This window comes from Pseudoalteromonas sp. 3J6 (genome assembly GCF_903995135.1).
GTDB lineage: Bacteria > Pseudomonadota > Gammaproteobacteria > Enterobacterales > Alteromonadaceae > Pseudoalteromonas.
On record NZ_LR877185.1, the window covers coordinates 2,845,859 to 2,862,405 of the forward strand.

General features: G+C 39.5%; 16 protein-coding genes. 4 read left to right on the forward strand and 12 right to left on the reverse strand.

Features of this window, described 5'->3' with window-relative positions:
• Positions 1 to 46: 46 nt before the first annotated feature.
• Genes P3J6_RS12820 through sdhC form a run of 4 tightly spaced genes read right to left on the reverse strand, consistent with a single transcriptional unit; the run spans position 47 to position 3,262 of the window.
• A complete protein-coding gene (locus P3J6_RS12820) occupies positions 47 to 763 on the reverse strand; it encodes a succinate dehydrogenase iron-sulfur subunit (RefSeq protein ID WP_010390121.1) in 717 nt (238 codons plus the stop codon).
• A gap of 10 nt (positions 764 to 773) precedes the next feature.
• A complete protein-coding gene (gene sdhA / locus P3J6_RS12825) occupies positions 774 to 2,546 on the reverse strand; it encodes a succinate dehydrogenase flavoprotein subunit (RefSeq protein ID WP_008112088.1) in 1,773 nt (590 codons plus the stop codon).
• Positions 2,547 to 2,894: a succinate dehydrogenase, hydrophobic membrane anchor protein gene (sdhD, locus tag P3J6_RS12830; protein WP_055012091.1), complete on the reverse strand. Its 348-nt coding sequence runs from the start codon at positions 2,892 to 2,894 to the stop codon at positions 2,547 to 2,549.
• On the reverse strand, positions 2,885 to 3,262 hold the full coding sequence (gene sdhC, locus P3J6_RS12835; protein WP_010390126.1) for a succinate dehydrogenase, cytochrome b556 subunit: 378 nt from the start codon (positions 3,260 to 3,262) through the stop codon (positions 2,885 to 2,887). The genes sdhD and sdhC overlap by 10 nt, the downstream gene beginning before the upstream one ends.
• Before the next feature lie 406 nt (positions 3,263 to 3,668).
• Here sdhC and P3J6_RS12840 point away from each other — a divergent pair, with 406 nt between their 5' ends.
• The 3 genes from P3J6_RS12840 to P3J6_RS12850 all read left to right on the forward strand — a co-directional run bounded on the left by P3J6_RS12840 (position 3,669) and on the right by P3J6_RS12850 (position 6,725).
• Complete coding sequence (locus P3J6_RS12840) at positions 3,669 to 4,955, forward strand: citrate synthase (protein ID WP_138606097.1); 1,287 nt, start codon at positions 3,669 to 3,671, stop codon at positions 4,953 to 4,955.
• Between the two features lie 114 nt (positions 4,956 to 5,069).
• Complete coding sequence (locus P3J6_RS12845) at positions 5,070 to 6,296, forward strand: aminotransferase class V-fold PLP-dependent enzyme (RefSeq protein WP_198523223.1); 1,227 nt, start codon at positions 5,070 to 5,072, stop codon at positions 6,294 to 6,296.
• Positions 6,297 to 6,308: 12 nt separating this feature from the next.
• On the forward strand, positions 6,309 to 6,725 hold the full coding sequence (locus P3J6_RS12850) for a SufE family protein (protein WP_198523224.1): 417 nt from the start codon (positions 6,309 to 6,311) through the stop codon (positions 6,723 to 6,725).
• Positions 6,726 to 6,760: 35 nt separating this feature from the next.
• On the opposite strand, the gene tcdA is transcribed toward P3J6_RS12850, so the two are convergent.
• From tcdA to P3J6_RS12885, 7 genes are read right to left on the reverse strand one after another with little or no spacing between them, the layout of a single operon-like run.
• Entirely contained in the window at positions 6,761 to 7,558 is a 798-nt protein-coding gene (gene tcdA / locus P3J6_RS12855) for a tRNA cyclic N6-threonylcarbamoyladenosine(37) synthase TcdA (protein ID WP_198523225.1), read from the reverse strand.
• Positions 7,559 to 8,239, reverse strand: a complete 681-nt coding sequence (locus tag P3J6_RS12860) for a TIGR01621 family pseudouridine synthase (RefSeq protein ID WP_198523226.1) — start codon at positions 8,237 to 8,239, stop codon at positions 7,559 to 7,561.
• On the reverse strand, positions 8,236 to 8,997 hold the full coding sequence (gene kdsB, locus P3J6_RS12865; RefSeq protein WP_198523227.1) for a 3-deoxy-manno-octulosonate cytidylyltransferase: 762 nt from the start codon (positions 8,995 to 8,997) through the stop codon (positions 8,236 to 8,238). The genes P3J6_RS12860 and kdsB overlap by 4 nt, the downstream gene beginning before the upstream one ends.
• Positions 8,985 to 9,182, reverse strand: a complete 198-nt coding sequence (locus P3J6_RS12870) for a Trm112 family protein (protein ID WP_138606085.1) — start codon at positions 9,180 to 9,182, stop codon at positions 8,985 to 8,987. The genes kdsB and P3J6_RS12870 overlap by 13 nt, the downstream gene beginning before the upstream one ends.
• Positions 9,172 to 10,152: a tetraacyldisaccharide 4'-kinase gene (gene lpxK, locus P3J6_RS12875; RefSeq protein WP_198523228.1), complete on the reverse strand. Its 981-nt coding sequence runs from the start codon at positions 10,150 to 10,152 to the stop codon at positions 9,172 to 9,174. The genes P3J6_RS12870 and lpxK overlap by 11 nt, the downstream gene beginning before the upstream one ends.
• On the reverse strand, positions 10,149 to 11,894 hold the full coding sequence (msbA, locus tag P3J6_RS12880; protein ID WP_198523229.1) for a lipid A export permease/ATP-binding protein MsbA: 1,746 nt from the start codon (positions 11,892 to 11,894) through the stop codon (positions 10,149 to 10,151). Before msbA ends, lpxK begins: the two co-directional genes overlap by 4 nt.
• A gap of 60 nt (positions 11,895 to 11,954) precedes the next feature.
• Positions 11,955 to 14,222, reverse strand: a complete 2,268-nt coding sequence (locus P3J6_RS12885) for a DNA internalization-related competence protein ComEC/Rec2 (protein WP_198523230.1) — start codon at positions 14,220 to 14,222, stop codon at positions 11,955 to 11,957.
• Here P3J6_RS12885 and P3J6_RS12890 point away from each other — a divergent pair.
• On the forward strand, positions 14,202 to 14,708 hold the full coding sequence (locus tag P3J6_RS12890) for a DUF2062 domain-containing protein (protein WP_138606077.1): 507 nt from the start codon (positions 14,202 to 14,204) through the stop codon (positions 14,706 to 14,708). The two genes, P3J6_RS12885 and P3J6_RS12890, sit on opposite strands and share 21 nt — an antisense overlap.
• A gap of 94 nt (positions 14,709 to 14,802) precedes the next feature.
• Here the strand turns inward: P3J6_RS12890 and P3J6_RS12895 are convergent, their stop codons facing one another.
• Complete coding sequence (locus P3J6_RS12895; protein ID WP_138606075.1) at positions 14,803 to 16,542, reverse strand: DUF3466 family protein; 1,740 nt, start codon at positions 16,540 to 16,542, stop codon at positions 14,803 to 14,805.
• Positions 16,543 to 16,547: the final 5 nt, after the last annotated feature.

The following is a 16,547-nucleotide window of genomic DNA, read 5'->3' on the forward strand; positions in this document are numbered from 1 at the left end:
AACAAGATGGCTAATAAAATATTAGCCATCTTTCGTCTACTTGAAATTAAACCGAGCGGTTTAATAACATAGATTTTATTTGCCCAATTGCTTTAGTCGGGTTAAGACCCTTAGGACAAACGCTAACACAGTTCATGATACTGTGGCAACGGAACACACTGAATGCATCGTCTAAGTCAGCTAAACGCTCTTCTGTTGCAGTATCTCGGCTATCAGCTAAGAAACGGTAAGCATGAAGAAGGCCTGCTGGACCTATAAACTTATCTGGATTCCACCAGAAAGAAGGACACGATGTAGAACAACATGCACATAAAATACACTCATAAAGCCCATCTAATTTATCACGTTCTTCGATAGATTGAAGACGTTCGCCTGCAGCAGGCTCGTCATTTATTAGATACGGTTTTACTTTTTCGTATTGAGTGTAGAACTGACTCATGTCAATAACAAGGTCACGAACAACAGGAAGTCCCGGTAATGGACGTACTACGATTTTACCTTTGCCATTTTTTTGTAGCGTAGATAAAGGAGTAATACATGCTAAGCCGTTCTTACCATTCATGTTTACACCGTCTGAACCACACACGCCTTCACGGCATGAACGACGGAATGATAGTGTAGGATCTTGCTCTTTTAATAATAAAAGTGCATCCAATACCATCATGTCTTGGCCTTCCTCAGTTTGCAAAGTGTATTCTTGCATACGAGGTGCGTTGTCAACATCCGGATTGTAACGATAAACTGAAAATTGTACTTGTGCCATCGTCTCGCTCCTAGTAGGTACGTGCTTTAGGTGGGAATGCTTCACGTAGCTTGGGCTCGTAGTTTACTTTACGCTTGCTCATTTCATCCGTTACCGGATTAAATACTGAGTGACATAACCAGTTTTCGTCATCACGATCTGGGAAGTCAAAGCGAGAGTGTGCACCACGGCTTTCAGTACGGAAGTTTGCAGCTACTGCAGTTGAGTAAGCTGTTTCCATTAAGTTGTCTAATTCTAAACATTCAATACGCATGGTGTTGAAGTCTGATGATTTATCATCAAGACGTGCATGCTGTAAGCGTTCACGAATTTCTTTAAGCTCAGTAAGACCAGTTGCCATTGAGTCACCTTCACGGAATACCGAGAAGTTAAGCTGCATACACTGTTGTAGGTCTTTCTTGATTTGTACTGGGTCTTCGCCTTGACCAACTGTTGAGCTTTCCCAACGGTTAAAGCGAGCTAAAGACGCTTCTAAATCAGACTCAGAAGCCGCTTTAGAAATTTCAACGTCATTTAGGTATTTACCTAAGAAGTTACCAGCAGCACGGCCAAATACAACTAAATCAAGTAATGAGTTACCACCTAAGCGGTTAGCACCGTGAACAGATACACATGCAATCTCACCAACAGCAAATAAACCCTGTACTACTTTTTCGTTACCAGCGGCATCGATATTAAGTACTTGACCATTTACGTTAGTTGGCACACCACCCATCATGTAATGACATGTTGGGATAACTGGAATTGGTTCTTTTGCAGGATCAACGTGAGCAAATGTTTTAGCAAGATCGCATACACCTGGAAGACGTAAATTAAGCGTTTCTTCGCCTAAGTGGTCAAGTTTCAACTTAAGGTGAGGACCCCAAGGACCATCACAACCACGACCTTCACGAATCTCTGTCATCATTGAACGAGCAACAACGTCACGAGATGCTAAATCTTTAGCATTTGGTGCATAGCGCTCCATGAAGCGTTCGCCATCTTTATTTAAAAGATAACCGCCTTCACCACGACAACCTTCGGTTACTAGCGTACCAGCACCTGCAATACCTGTCGGATGGAACTGCCACATTTCCATGTCTTGCATAGAAATACCAGCACGAGTCGCCATACCAACACCGTCACCAGTGTTGATGTGAGCATTAGTTGTTGATGCAAAAATACGACCTGCACCACCAGTAGCTAACACAACTGCTTTTGATTTGAAGAAAGTGATTTCACCTGTTTCAATTTCAATCGCTGTACAACCTACTACATCGCCATTATCGTTTTTAACTAAATCAAGTGCATACCATTCAGAAAATACATTTGTTTTGTTTTTAACGTTTTGTTGATATAGAAGATGTAATAATGCGTGACCAGTACGGTCAGCAGCTGCTGCGGTACGTGCAGCTTGTTCACCACCAAAGTTTTTCGATTGACCACCGAAAGGACGTTGGTAAACACGGCCATTTTCAAAACGAGAAAATGGTAAGCCCATGTTCTCTAATTCAGTAATAGCTTCTGGGCCTGTATTACACATGTATTCGATAGCGTCTTGGTCACCGATAAAATCGGAACCTTTAACGGTATCATACATATGCCATTCCCAGTTATCTTCATGCGAATTACCTAACGCTACTGTAATACCACCTTGGGCAGATACAGTGTGTGAGCGTGTCGGAAAAACTTTAGAGATTAGTGCACATGTTTTGCCAGATTCAGTAATAGCAAGAGCAGCGCGCATACCTGCACCACCGGCACCAATTACTACGGCGTCAAATTCACGAACAGAATATTTCACTTAAACACCCCATAAAACGATTAAACCTACAGCTACGTAAGCAACAGCCATTAGGTTTAGTACAAAGCCTAAGAAAGCACGCAATTTAGCGCCCTTTACATAGTCGGTTAGAACCTGCCAAAGGCCGATACGGGTATGAACCATAATGCAAACTAGGGTGATTAATGTCGCCCCTTTCATTGCTAGGTTAGAGAATAGGCCTGTCCAGGCGTCATATGTGACTTCTGGCATTGCTAAAAAATAGCCAATAATAAAAATTGCATATGCACTGATTATTAATGCCGTTGTGCGTAGAGATACAAAATCTTGTACGCCATCACGTTTAAGAGTTGCTTGATTTAAGACCATATCCACACCCCTGCCAATACAGCAAACACAACGCCAAGTGCCATTGCAATTTTAGCGCTAGTGTTGCCTGATTCAAGTTCTTCCCAATGCCCCATATCCATAATGATGTGACGGATACCACCGATAAGGTGATAACCCAATACAGAAAGGGTGCCCCAAGCTATAAATTTGGCAATGAATCCGTTAAACAGACCCTTGACGAATTCAAAACCTTCAGCTGAAGAAAGAGACTCTGACCAAGCCCAAATGACAAACGTTAAAGCAAAAAATAATGCAACACCGGTGACGCGGTGAAAAATTGAAGCTTTAGCCGTTGCCGGCATAGATATAGTTGTTAGATCTAGATTTACAGGTCTTTGCTTTTTCACAGTTACTTGCCCATCTTGCCCGCAGTGGGGCTCATCTACTTGTTTTTCTAAAACCCACCAAATGTTTCTGGTGGAACTATCAAAATAAACGTATTAATACTAATAAAGTTCACTTTTTATGAAAAATATTATGTAAAAAAAAGTTTACCCAAATACAAATCGGTTAAAAACCTCCGTTAGTATATATAGCCGGAGGCTCTTTTACAATTCTTGTTTACTTTGAGTCGTTTGCGAATTAGCCAATGGTATAATATTCAATCTATACCGAATATTTATTATACATATATGCATAATACTTATAAAAATTGACTTTAACCCCCTCTTTCACGTTAAAATGTAAAGATGTGCTTAGAATAGATTTTAGAATATAAAAATCAGAATAGTTATCTTAATAGGAGATACATAGATGGCAGATAAGAAAGCCACAGTCCATATTGATGGGCTAGATCCAATCGAACTTCCAATTTATCAAGGTACTGCTGGCCAAGATGTAATTGATGTACGTACACTCGGCTCACATGGTCACTTTACTTATGATCCAGGTTTCATGTCGACTGGTTCTTGTGAATCTACCATCACTTACATCGATGGTGGTAAAGGTGTTTTACTACACCGTGGTTACCCAATCGAGCAGTTAGCAGAAAGCTCTAACTACATTGAGTTATGTTACTTACTATTAAATGGTGAGTTACCAACTAAAGAGCAGTACGATGATTTTGCTACAAAAATCACTCGTAGCACCATGCTAGATGAGAAAATAGCAAATTTCTTCCAAGGTTTCCGCTTTGATGCTCACCCAATGGCAATGCTTTGTGGTGTGGTTGGTGCTTTATCTTCTTTTTACCATGAAGATCTTGATATCACAGACGCAGTTCAACGTAAAACAAGCGCTATTAAATTAGTTGCTAAGTTACCAACAATTGCAGCAATGGCATACAAAACAAACATCGGTCAACCGTTTGTATACCCACGCAATGATTTAAGCTATGCAGAAAACTTCTTACACATGATGTTCTCTGTGCCTGCAGAAGAATACAAAGTAAACCCAGTAACAGCTAAAGCAATGGATAAAATCTTCATGCTTCATGCTGACCACGAACAAAATGCTTCAACGTCAACAGTACGTTTAGCTGGTTCTTCTGGTGCTAACCCTTATGCATGTATTGCTGCGGGTATTGCATCACTTTGGGGCCCTGCTCACGGCGGTGCTAACGAAGCATGTTTAAACATGTTAGAAGAAATTGGCTCAGTTGATCGCATTGACGAATACGTAGCAAAAGCAAAAGATAAAGCGGACCCGTTCCGTCTTATGGGCTTTGGACACCGTGTTTACAAAAACTTCGATCCACGTGCAACAGTAATGCGTCAAACGTGTCATGAAGTGTTAGAAGAGCTAAACATTCAAGATCCATTGCTTGATATCGCAATGAAGCTTGAGCAAATTGCACTTGAAGACCCGTACTTTGTTGAGAAGAAACTTTACCCTAACGTAGATTTTTACTCAGGTATTATCTTAAAAGCGATTGGTATTCCTACAAGTATGTTCACTGTAATTTTTGCAATGGCACGTACTGTAGGTTGGATCTCACACTGGGATGAGATGCTTTCTCAACCTGGCCACAAGATCAGCCGCCCACGTCAGCTTTACACAGGTGAAACAGCCCGTGATTACAAAGCAACTGACAAGCGCTAAGCTGTAAAGTTAGCTTTAAAAGGCCGCTATTGCGGCCTTTTTTATTACATGTTACTTGAGAATTATCTTAAACCGATTACAATTCCTGCCCGAATTGATTAACTTTATGAGCCTATGTCTGTGTCCTTGTTTGATCCTAAAACAATCCGTAATGATTTCCCTACTCTAAATCAGACAATCAATGGCTACCCTTTGGTTTATTTAGACTCGGCTGCAACAACGCAAAAGCCACAATGCGTGATTGACGCTACTAACAAGTTTTACACCTGTCAGAATGCAAATGTTCATCGCGGCCGTCACACCCTTAGTGAGCAAGCTACAACGGCTTATGAGCTAGTACGTCAACGCGTTGCTGATTATTTTCAGGTAAGCGGTAATGAAATTGTCTGGACTAAAGGTGCTACTGAGGCGATTAACTTAGTTGCACATGGCCTAAGAAATACATTAACAACTAACGACACCATTTTAATTAGCCCAATCGAGCATCACGCGAATATTGTGCCATGGCAAGAACTCGCGGCATACACTGGTGCAACGTTAAAAGTGCTGCCACTCAATGACGATGCCACCTTTGATATTAACCAGTGCTGTGACGTGATTAAACTCACAAAGCCTGCGCTGCTAGCTGTTACACAAGCCTCTAATGCGCTGGGCAATATTACCGATTTAACCCCGCTGATCACCGCTGCAAAGGCAGTAGATGCGTTAACTTTAGTCGACGGCGCACAAAGCGCTTTGCATTTAAGACCTAATTTAACAAAGCTTGATTGTGATTTTTACGTGTTTTCAGCTCACAAAATGTTGGGGCCAACCGGATTAGGCGGTTTATATGGCCGCTACAGCGCACTTAATGCATTATCACCTTACCAAACAGGTGGTGAAATGATTGAAAAAGTGACCCTAACGCAAAGCACTTATCGTGACGCTCCCGCTAAATTTGAAGCCGGGACGCCAAATATAGCCGGTGTTTTAGGCTTTGGTGCGGCGCTTGAGTATTTAATGGCACTTGATCAGCAAACATTAAAACAATATGAACAACAGTTGTTTATTTATGCAGCGAACGCACTGAGTCAAATAGACGGTATTAGTATTTATAGCGACCTAAAATCGAACATTGGTACATTGTGCTTTAATTATAAAAATGAACATCCGTACGATCTGGCAACTTTACTTGACGGCTATGGTGTTGCAGTGCGAAGTGGTCATCATTGTACCCAACCGTTGATGACCCATTTGAAACTAAATGGCTCACTCAGAGCGAGTTTTGCATTTTATAATACGACTAAAGATGTAGACCAATTTATTACTGCGCTTAAAGAATGCATCGCTTTATTAGACTAATTTGGATAAATAATGACTCACGCATACCAACTGGTAAGTAAAAACATTGAAAACAGTGCAAGCTGGCAACAGAAATACCGTGAAATTATGTTGCTTGGTAAAACACTCCCGCCATTAGCCGATATATTAAAAACAGACGATGCGCTTGTGCAAGGTTGTGAAAGTAAAGTGTGGATGTTTGTTGAATTTGATTTAACAGAAAATGCATTGGTTGTGATTGGTGATTCTGATACGCGCATAGTAAAAGGCTTATTGGCGTTAATTTTAGCTCTGTATAACGGTTTAACACCAGAAGAGGTGTTAAACATTAATGCCTATGAAGAATTTGAAAAGCTTGGCTTAATTAGCCACTTAAGCGCTTCTCGCGGCAATGGGGTAAAAGCCATGGTTGAAAAAATACAAACCTTAGCTAAACAAAAAGCGCGTTAAGCGCTTTTTATAACAGTATGATAAGCAGCCTGTAGTTAAATATTTAAACGTGCACGCTTATCTAAATATTTTCTCACTGCTTTAGCGGCAACAAAGAAGCCAAAACTTCCAGTTATCATCGTCACTGAGCCAAAGCCATTATTACAGTCCATATTCATACTGCCATCTGCATTTTGTTTCGCATGACACACACTGCCATCGTTACCTGGATAAACAAGCTGCTCTGTTGAATATACACAGTCAATATTAAATTTACGTTTTGGATTAGAACTAAAATTATACTGCTTACGCAAAATATAACGCACTTTTGCAAGCAATGGATCTTGAGTCGTTTTTGCCACATCACCAAAAGTAATTTGACTAGGATCGGTTTGCCCACCTGCGCCGCCCGTGGTGATTATAGGCATTTTATTACGCTTACAGTGTGCTATTAATGCTGCTTTTTCTTTTACCGCATCTATACAATCTATTACATAATCAAAACCTTGAATATGCTGTTGAATATTATCAAGGGTAATAAAGTCATCAATCACATTCACTACACACTCAGGGTTGATAAGCTCGCAGCGCGCCTTCATCGCCTCAACTTTAGCTTCCCCTATTGTGCCTGTTAAGGCATGAATTTGACGATTTACATTGGTTGCACAAATATCGTCTAAATCAATTAAGGTGATTTTACCCACGCCGGTACGCGCTAGTGCTTCAGCAGTCCAACTGCCTACACCACCAATACCTACAACACAAAAATGTGCTTGCTGTAACCACTCAAATTGCTGTTGACCATATAGTCGTTTAATACCACCAAAGCGGATATCAGTTACTTGTTCACTCATTTACCAATCCAATTTCCACGGCGTTTGCCAAGAATCAAAATCTTGATGTTTAATCAATTGCGCATACTCTTTACCAGATTGTGGCAACAGGGTATGTTGTATTTTTTGCCCTTTCCATAAAAAATCCAGCGCAAATGCATGTAAATAGGTGCGCTCTGCAGGGCTCCCTGCATAACTCGCATCACCTATTATGGGGGCACCCAAACTCTTTAAAGCAACTCTGAGTTGATGAGTTTTACCCGAATAGGGTTTTAATAGGTAAGCTCTAAAACCGCTTTTAAAGCTAAACGAATAAAAACGCGTAATAGCGGGGTTACTCTGTGAGTTTAATAATTTATACGTGCCACGGCGAGACTTAGCCATATCACCTTTAACCCAGCCTTGTTTTTTTTTAGGCTTGGTATCACTAACCGCTAGATAAAATTTATTAATCGCATGCTGAGTAAATAATTGCGTAAATTCTGCTGCTGCCGCTTTGCTTCGCGCGAGTATAATCAATCCAGAGGTGACTTTATCTAAACGGTGTACCGCAAATAATTTTTCGTTTAACTGTTGCTCAGCTAGTACCACAAAACCAGGGCCTTCTTCAGAATGAAAATTAAGCCCTTGCGGTTTATTTATGATGTAAAAATCATCATGCGTATATTGCACTTTTAATATAGGCGTTTGTGCTGTATTCACACGCTTTTACTTTGAATATGGGCAACCACTTTAGCTAAATCTTCTGGTGTGTCGACTCCTGCATGAGGGGTAACTAATGCTTGCTCTATTTTAATTGCATAACCATGGTATAGCACGCGTAACTGCTCTAACGATTCAAGTATTTCTAATGGTGAAACGCTTAATTCAATATATTGCTTTATAAATCCTGCACGGTAAGCATAAATACCCACATGGCGTTGAAAAGGCGCTAAATTCAGTGGTTGCTGCTCTGCCATCATGGTACTTCTATCAAAAGGAATGCTCGCTCTTGAAAAATACAAGGCATTTTTATTAATGTCACTGACCACTTTAACCGCATTAGGATTAAACACTTCATCACGCTCTTCAATAGCAACACTTAAGGTTGCCATTGGTGCCGTTGATTGCGCTAATAATGTCGCCACTTGCGATACGTTATCAGGGGATAACAAAGGTTCATCACCTTGTACATTCACCACGATAGTGTCATCGGCTAAATTAAGTAAATCAACCACCTCGGCTAAGCGCTCTGTGCCTGATTGATGATCTTCACGTGTCATCAAAACATTGCTAGTAAAACGTTTAGCAGCATCAAACACTTTTTGATGATCGGTGGCAATAACCACCTTGTTAGCTCCTGACAAACAGGCTTTTTCATACACATGCTGTATCATTGGTTTGCCACAAATATCAGCGAGTGGTTTACCTGGCAAACGAGTAGAAGCGTAACGCGCAGGGATAACAACTACGAATTCCACTTTTCTACCTCTTCAAGAGTCAATTCACGAGCTTCATTTTCAAGTAGCACCGGAATATCATCACGTACCGGGTAAGCTAGCTTTGCTGCTGTACTGATCAGCTCTTGGTTTTGTTTATCAAAGCGCAACTTACCTTTACACACAGGACAAGCAATAATTTCGAGTAATTTTGTATCAAAGGCCATGGTGGATCCCTTTTTCTTTTAATAATAAATTTAATGTGTTTATTACAGCTGCAGTTGGTTGAGCGTCAACCGGCAAGTAATACCAATTTGGCTTGGCAAAGTCACGACACTTAACCGCATCTTTTTCTGTCATTAATACACAGTCCTCACCAAATTGAGCAAAGTCATTGGCGGTATAAGCATAATGGTCGCGAAAATGATGTGTTGATAACAACGCTATACCTTGTGCTTTTAATGATGCTTCAAAGCGCTGAGGGTTACCGATTGCACTTACAGCATGCGCTGTTTCTATAGCCGTTGTTATCTCAGTATTATCAGCAACACGTTTAATAATTGATGGCTGCAAGCGATAGCTAAATTCATGTTCAGAACCATTTTCAATGACTAAATCAACACTGTTTAAACGAGAAACCGTTTCGCGAAGTGGTCCTGCTGGCATTAAAAAACCATTACCAAATTTTCTTTCGCTATCAACAATACAACATTCAATACTGCGTGCCATTTTGTAGTGTTGCATGCCATCATCAGAAATAATTACATCAAGCTGAAACTGATGATTGAGCATTTCTATATTCTTCTGTCTATTTGGCCCCACAACTAACGGACATTGTAAACGGTTAAATAAAAGTACCGGCTCATCCCCTGCTTCTAAAGTCGTCGTATTTGCAGTTACTAATAATGGGTAATGGGCTGCTTGCCCACCATAGCCGCGACTAATTAAACCAACAGATAAGCCTTGTGCGGTTAAGTAATCATGTAGCCACAATACAAATGGAGTCTTACCATTGCCGCCAACACTTATATTGCCAACAACAATTACTGGAGTATTACTAACAAATGGCTTAAAAACACCCACTTCGTAGCAGTATTTGCGCACTAGAGCAACACAGCCAAAAATAGCGGACAGTGGTAATAACAATAAGGTAATTAAGCTAAAAGGTTTGTACCAGCTTTGCTCTATTTTACTCACCCCTGCTCACCAAACTGCATTTTACAAAGAGCTGAGTAGGTACCATCGTTAGTCAATAATTCAGTATGCGTACCACTTTCTATCACTTTACCGTTATCAATCACATAGATACGGTCACTATTTTCAATAGTCGATAGCCTATGAGCGATAACAATGGAGGTTTTATCTTTCATTAATGTATCAAGAGCATGTTGGATAAGCTTTTCAGACTCAGTATCCAAGGCTGAGGTCGCTTCATCTAAAATTAAAATAGGCGCGTCTTTTAAAATAGCACGGGCAATCGCAATACGTTGACGTTGCCCACCTGAAAGCATTACCCCATTCTCGCCAACCATAGTGTTAAGTTGCTCAGGTAAGTCTTTTACAAACTCCCACACATGGGCTTGTTTTGCAACGTCATGAAGCTCTTCGATAGAGATTTCGCGTTGTAAACCATAACAAATATTATTGGCAATCGTGTCATTAAATAGCACCACTTGTTGCGACACTAACGCAAATTGACGGCGAAGATCAGTAAGCTTGTATTCGTTAAGAGCAATGCCATCGAGTAAAATTTCACTTGGTGCTTCTAGGTCATAATAACGAGGTAACAAGTTAGAAATAGTCGATTTACCCGAGCCAGAGCGGCCAACAAGGGCAATACTCTCACCGGCTTTTATGTTCAGTGATAAATCGTTAAGCACGGCTTCATCCTTGGTTGGGTATTTAAAGGTCACATTATTCACCTCAATATGCCCTTTTACCTTATCAACCGAAAAGGTACCCGTGTCTTTTTCAATTTCTTCATCTAACACTAAAAAAACACTCTGAGCAGCTGAAATACCTCGCTGTAAGTCACTGTTTACATTGGCAAGTTGCTTTAATGGGCGCAGTAACATCATCATCGATGAGATGAGTACGACAAAATCCCCAGAGCTAATACTGTCTATCATAGAGGGCATCGACACAACCCATAAAATAACAGCCATAGCACTGGCAGCCAAAATTTGAATAATAGAGACACTTAGCGCCTTGGTCGCATCCATTTTAATTCGTTGTTGGCGGTTATGATTATTAATTTTAGAAAATTCATCAATTTCTTGTGTTTGCCCGCCAAAGCCATGGATCACTTTGTGACCACTGAGCATTTGCTCTGAACTACGGGTAACTTGTCCCATCGCTGACTGAATATTTTTCGAGATATGACGAAAACGTTTAGATACCACAGCTACTATAATAGCTACCAACGGGATAATAACTAAAAAGATTAACGACAACTGCCAACTGGTATAAAACATCACAGCGAGTAAAAACACCACAAAAGCACCTTCACGCACAACAATAAGCAATGCTTTGGTAATTGCTTGTTGAACTTGCTCGGTGTCAAAGGTGATTTTTGAGATTAGATCACCGGTTGAGTTTTTATCATGAAACGATACCGGTAAGTGTAATATATGCTCAAACAGCTCTTGGCGAAGCGCCCTCACTACTTGTGAGCCAACATAGCTTAAACAGTACGATGACATAAAGTTAAATACGCCACGCCCGATAACCAGCGCAATAACTACAAATGGCGCGTAGGTAAGCACCTGACTATTGCGCTCATTTAAGCCTTCATCAATAAACGGCTTCATAAGTTGAATGAATAACGCATCCATACCTGAATAACCTATCATTCCAATAATCGCAACGATGGCAATCGACTTATAAGCACCAACGTAAGAAACAAGCCGTTTATATATTTGTGTAGTACTTTGTTCCATAACACTCTCTAAAACCAGTAACAGCCCCTATTGTATCCTTAGCAACAGCAAAACAAAACGTCAATCTTTGATAAACCAATAACTTTCCGCCCCTCTTGCGGTACTTAGCTCAACGTGGTTGACATAAAAATCAACCCGAATTTGCCCTACATCACCGGTGCTATATTGTTTGGCGTTTACTCTATTATAACGCTTAACTACCGCTTTACTTGGAAATTGCCACTGGCCTTGATACGCACTTGAATGAATCACGAATGTTGGGTTTACGGCCTTGATAAACTCGACACTGGAGGAGCTACCACTGCCGTGATGAGGACTTAACAAAACGGTACTTTGTAAATCATGCCCTTGTTTAATTAATTTAAACTCCCTCGCATTTGATATATCACCAGTGAGAAGCACACTATGGTTGGCACTTGAGATTTTAACGACACAGGAATTATCATTACTGTTATTAAACTCCTCTTTTGCAAAGGTTTGAATACTCAAGCCTTGAAAATCTATCCTTGATGCTATGCAGTCGTTATATACACCACTTGGATGAAAATACTCAAAGCTCGTTGCATAACCCGCTTTTTTAAAATGTGTAACGCCTCCAGCATGGTCGTTATCTTGATGGCTCACAATCGCATTACTTACCGTTAGGCTATGAGCATCAATATAGGGGAGTAAAACACTAGTGACACGGCTAAAGCGATTAAAGTAACTTGGGCCAAAATCATAAATAAACGCATGTTTATCTTTTTCTATCAGTACCATTAAACCGTGGCCTACATCAAATACGTTTAACTGCCAAAGGCTGGTTTGCGTAAAGTAATAGTTAAAAAGCAAAGTCAAAATCGGAATGCAGGCTAGTAAGCGAAGCTCAATAAAATAAAGTAAGGGTACAACACTATAAAGCAGCACCACGATGGTTATACTTACCTGCCCGACATTAAGCCAACGTATCTGCTGAGGTATTGCCTGCAACATTTGATACAAATTGGTCAGTGGAAAATCATATAACACAATAAATGCATGCCAATCGGTTAATAATCCCAGCAACACACTTAAAAATAAAGCAGGCATTAATAAAAAAGATAAAATGGGAATAGCCACAAGATTTAAAACTAAACCCGCTAAACTCACACCATTAAAAAAGTATAATGACAAGGGTAATAAGCCAATAAATAATCCCAGTTGAATAATAAATAATGTTCGTATATTGGCTAGTAATGAGTTACCCCGAAGCGGAAATTGCTTTAAAACAATAAAAATAATACATACTGCTAAAAACGAAAAGTAAAGCCCTGGGTTTAATACACTAAATGGGTTAATCGCTAAAATAATGACCAGTGCGAATAAAATACTGCGCCACCTCAATGACTGCTTTGCCAAATAATAAAGTAGCAAATAACAGCCCAACATAATTAAAGCGCGGGTTGCAGAAATGATAAAATTACTTAAATAAACATAAATAAAAGCTACAACAAAACCAACAGCGCTATAAACAATAGAAACATTTAATGCTTGATTTAGTTCAGGTTTAACCAACTTAAGACAAAACCGTGTGACAAAATAACAAAAACCAAACACTAGAGAGATATGTAACCCAGAAATGGCTAATAAATGACTTAACCCAAGACTCTGCATTAACTCTTTATGCTCGAATGTCATTAAAGACTTATCGCCAGTTAACAACGTATAATAGAGCCAATTAAGCTCAGCATTATTTACCAACTTTTTGACATAAACTCTATAGGCTGAAACGGCATTACTTTTTTGAGAGCTTTTAATATTAAGCTGTTTATTGAGCACCGTACCTTTAAACGCTATCTTTTGTGTAAAAGCATAAAGCTGATTATCAAAAACAGTAAAATTCTTAATGGATCTATAGTTTTTAAGTCTCACTTGAGCATTAAAAGCATCACCAGAATGAATTGGTTGTGCAAAATTGATACTTAATAAGGCATAAGGTGCCCTAAAGTGACTATATTCACTGTCTTCCAAACGCGTTAATTTAACTTTTACATATTGGGGAGGTGTAGCAGAAATAACCTCTTCTACAACAACATCGACTGAATAAGCATATTTTTCGTGCTGTTCAGGTAACTCAAATGAATAAAACAAGATAAAATGTGCTGCTACGCAGCAAATACCGCAAATAAAGCCTAACAATACAGTTAAAAACGGCTTAAAATACGTGCTCACAATGAGGATTGAAATTGTGATAATTGTAAATTCAAGGGTTTGATAATAAAACACGGTAATAACGACACCGACAACAAATCCAAGACTCATCCACACAGACGTAAATGGTTGCTTTAAATGGCTAAAAAAACGATCCAACGGTTTTTACCTGATCCAAATAAAATTAGACATCACAAATCACTAAAAATATTTGGTCGTCTTTTGCATGATGCTAACCTTTGGCATTTAAATCGACGCTCAGCACGCGGTGCTTTTGCCGTTGGACTTTTCTTTGCATTCATCCCTGTTCCTTTTCAAATGGTGCTAGCCGCTGCCGCAGCCATAATCTTAAGAGTTAATTTGCCTATATCAGTTGCTTTAGTGTGGATCACTAACCCACTTACAATGCCACCTATCTTTTACGGCTCGTACTTGGTTGGTACATTAGTGCTAAATCAACCTGAGCAACATTTTGCGTTTGAAGCAAGTTGGGCATGGTTTATAGAAAGTTTAACGACAATTGGCCCCGCTTTTTTAGTGGGTTCGCTTGTGTGTGCATCTATTGCCAGTGTTATTGGCTATTTTGGTATTGACTTGATTTGGCGCCGCTCAGTAAGAAAAGCTTGGATATCTAGAAATAACTAGCGCCTACTTCTCCATAAAGGGCTGCTCTTTACCTTAATATAGACAAAAAAAAACCAACTTAACAAGTTGGTTTTTTATAAACGAATAGCATTACCTAGAAACGAAAAACGCGTCTTAATCCAACTAATGGCAGCAATAGTAAACCAAACCATGAGAAACTGGCTGAGCTACGTTCATAAAACTCTGTATCTGGAGCTTTACAGTTTTCAACTTCACCATTAGCAATCGGTGAAAGTTTTACCGCAACAGCAACACTTTCATATTGAATATTGCCATTGATATCAGTTACAACTTCGCCTCGTGAATTTAACTTTTCAACCGTTTTAGTTGCTACACCAAATACCTCATTGTTTTCGTTGATTGATTTCGCTTCTACCATTTTATAACTAAAACTAGTCTCACCATCACTGTCAAAACAAGGTAGTAAACTATTTAAGTTTGTGATTTTGTCATCGCCAATTTTATAAATAAAGGCTTCTGAGCGTCTTGTGCTGGCTGTATCACCAACCTCACCCTCACCTACGATGTAACCTTGGTTATTAATGTCATTCGCGTATGAGTTTGAGCTAGTAAAATAATCTTCAGGAAATACGGTCGTATTAGTATTTATATTATGATGAAAGAACTTGGCGATTAAACTACCTTCAATACCTTTTGAAGCATAACCAACCACAATGTCATTATCATTTATCGCGAATGCTTTGCCAGCTTGCCAATCATCTTGCTGGTTTATAAAATCAACCACTTCACCGTCTTTAAAATAAGTTGGCATAGTTAAAATTGTCGAATCTCTGTCAAAATAACGAGTGTTCGAAAAACCGACCGCTACATCATTTTTATTAACCGCTAATGCATTACTAATAAAAGGATTAGTGTCCTCATCTTCTTCTGGAGTAAGCGCTAAACCCAACAGCTCTGTTGAAGTCACATTATAGGCACTATCTAGAGTCCATTTAACCGCTGTTTTATTGAATAAACCACGCGTACTTCGACTGTTAAGTGATTCAATACAGGCCATTACCGGTTCATCAAGGCCATCACAATTATCAGTAATTGTGGTTTGTCTCTCAGCAGGAATACTGACCGATACATTACCAACAACAATGTAACCTGTGTCAGTGGCAACAATATCAGATGCTTTACTAGTCCCACCGTGTTCAGTAAATTCTGGAACAAACGGCACTTCAACACCATCTGCAGATATTAAAATCCCACGTTCTATGAAGTCACGGGTAAACCACGTTTCTTCCTCTGTTTCGCCATCTGGTGTAAAACTCACTTTATCAAAAGGAGCACTGCCCCAGCCAACAGTCGTTCCGTCTTCTGCAACGCCATTATAAAAATTACTTGTCGAGCGGGTCAGACCGTCGTAATCAACAGAAGCGATATCAAATAAAGGCTGCTCAGTTATTACACCACTATTATAATTTGTAGCAATAATTGAACTGATTTTTTGATACTCAAAGTTAGATGACAAGTTTGATAAAAAACGAACCATAAAAGTATGCGCATCAGCATTAGTGTAAATCGCATCGTTATTTTCTATGTCATCAAGCGTAAAGGTTATTTCTTTGTCAATTTCTTTAAACCTTGCCACTTCCGCGTCGTAAGCACTATTGATTGAACTTTCTGTAAAATCAATATAACTAATATCAATAGGGAGGTTGTATAAGCCATTAGCAACGCCAATGACATGGCCACTTTCACTCACATCAGTAACATATGTATGTTTTGCAGCTTCAAAGTCACCTAATTCGGTTAACTGGTACGTTGCACTCAATGCTGATGTACTCAGTGTAGCCAAAACACTGGCCGCGAGTAATTTATATTTCATTTTAT

Excerpts from the sequence above, each read along its gene's own strand:
- P3J6_RS12820 (WP_010390121.1), bottom strand. The coding sequence starts at position 763 with ATGGCACAAGTACAATTTTCAGTTTATCGTTACAATCCGGATGTTGAC.
- sdhD (WP_055012091.1), bottom strand. The coding sequence starts at position 2,894 with ATGGTCTTAAATCAAGCAACTCTTAAACGTGATGGCGTACAAGATTTT.
- P3J6_RS12840 (WP_138606097.1), top strand. The coding sequence starts at position 3,669 with ATGGCAGATAAGAAAGCCACAGTCCATATTGATGGGCTAGATCCAATC.
- P3J6_RS12845 (WP_198523223.1), top strand. The coding sequence starts at position 5,070 with ATGTCTGTGTCCTTGTTTGATCCTAAAACAATCCGTAATGATTTCCCT.
- P3J6_RS12850 (WP_198523224.1), top strand. The coding sequence starts at position 6,309 with ATGACTCACGCATACCAACTGGTAAGTAAAAACATTGAAAACAGTGCA.
- tcdA (WP_198523225.1), bottom strand. The coding sequence starts at position 7,558 with ATGAGTGAACAAGTAACTGATATCCGCTTTGGTGGTATTAAACGACTA.
- P3J6_RS12870 (WP_138606085.1), bottom strand. The coding sequence starts at position 9,182 with ATGGCCTTTGATACAAAATTACTCGAAATTATTGCTTGTCCTGTGTGT.
- msbA (WP_198523229.1), bottom strand. The coding sequence starts at position 11,894 with ATGGAACAAAGTACTACACAAATATATAAACGGCTTGTTTCTTACGTT.
- P3J6_RS12890 (WP_138606077.1), top strand. The coding sequence starts at position 14,202 with ATGGCTAAAAAAACGATCCAACGGTTTTTACCTGATCCAAATAAAATT.
- P3J6_RS12895 (WP_138606075.1), bottom strand. The coding sequence starts at position 16,542 with ATGAAATATAAATTACTCGCGGCCAGTGTTTTGGCTACACTGAGTACA.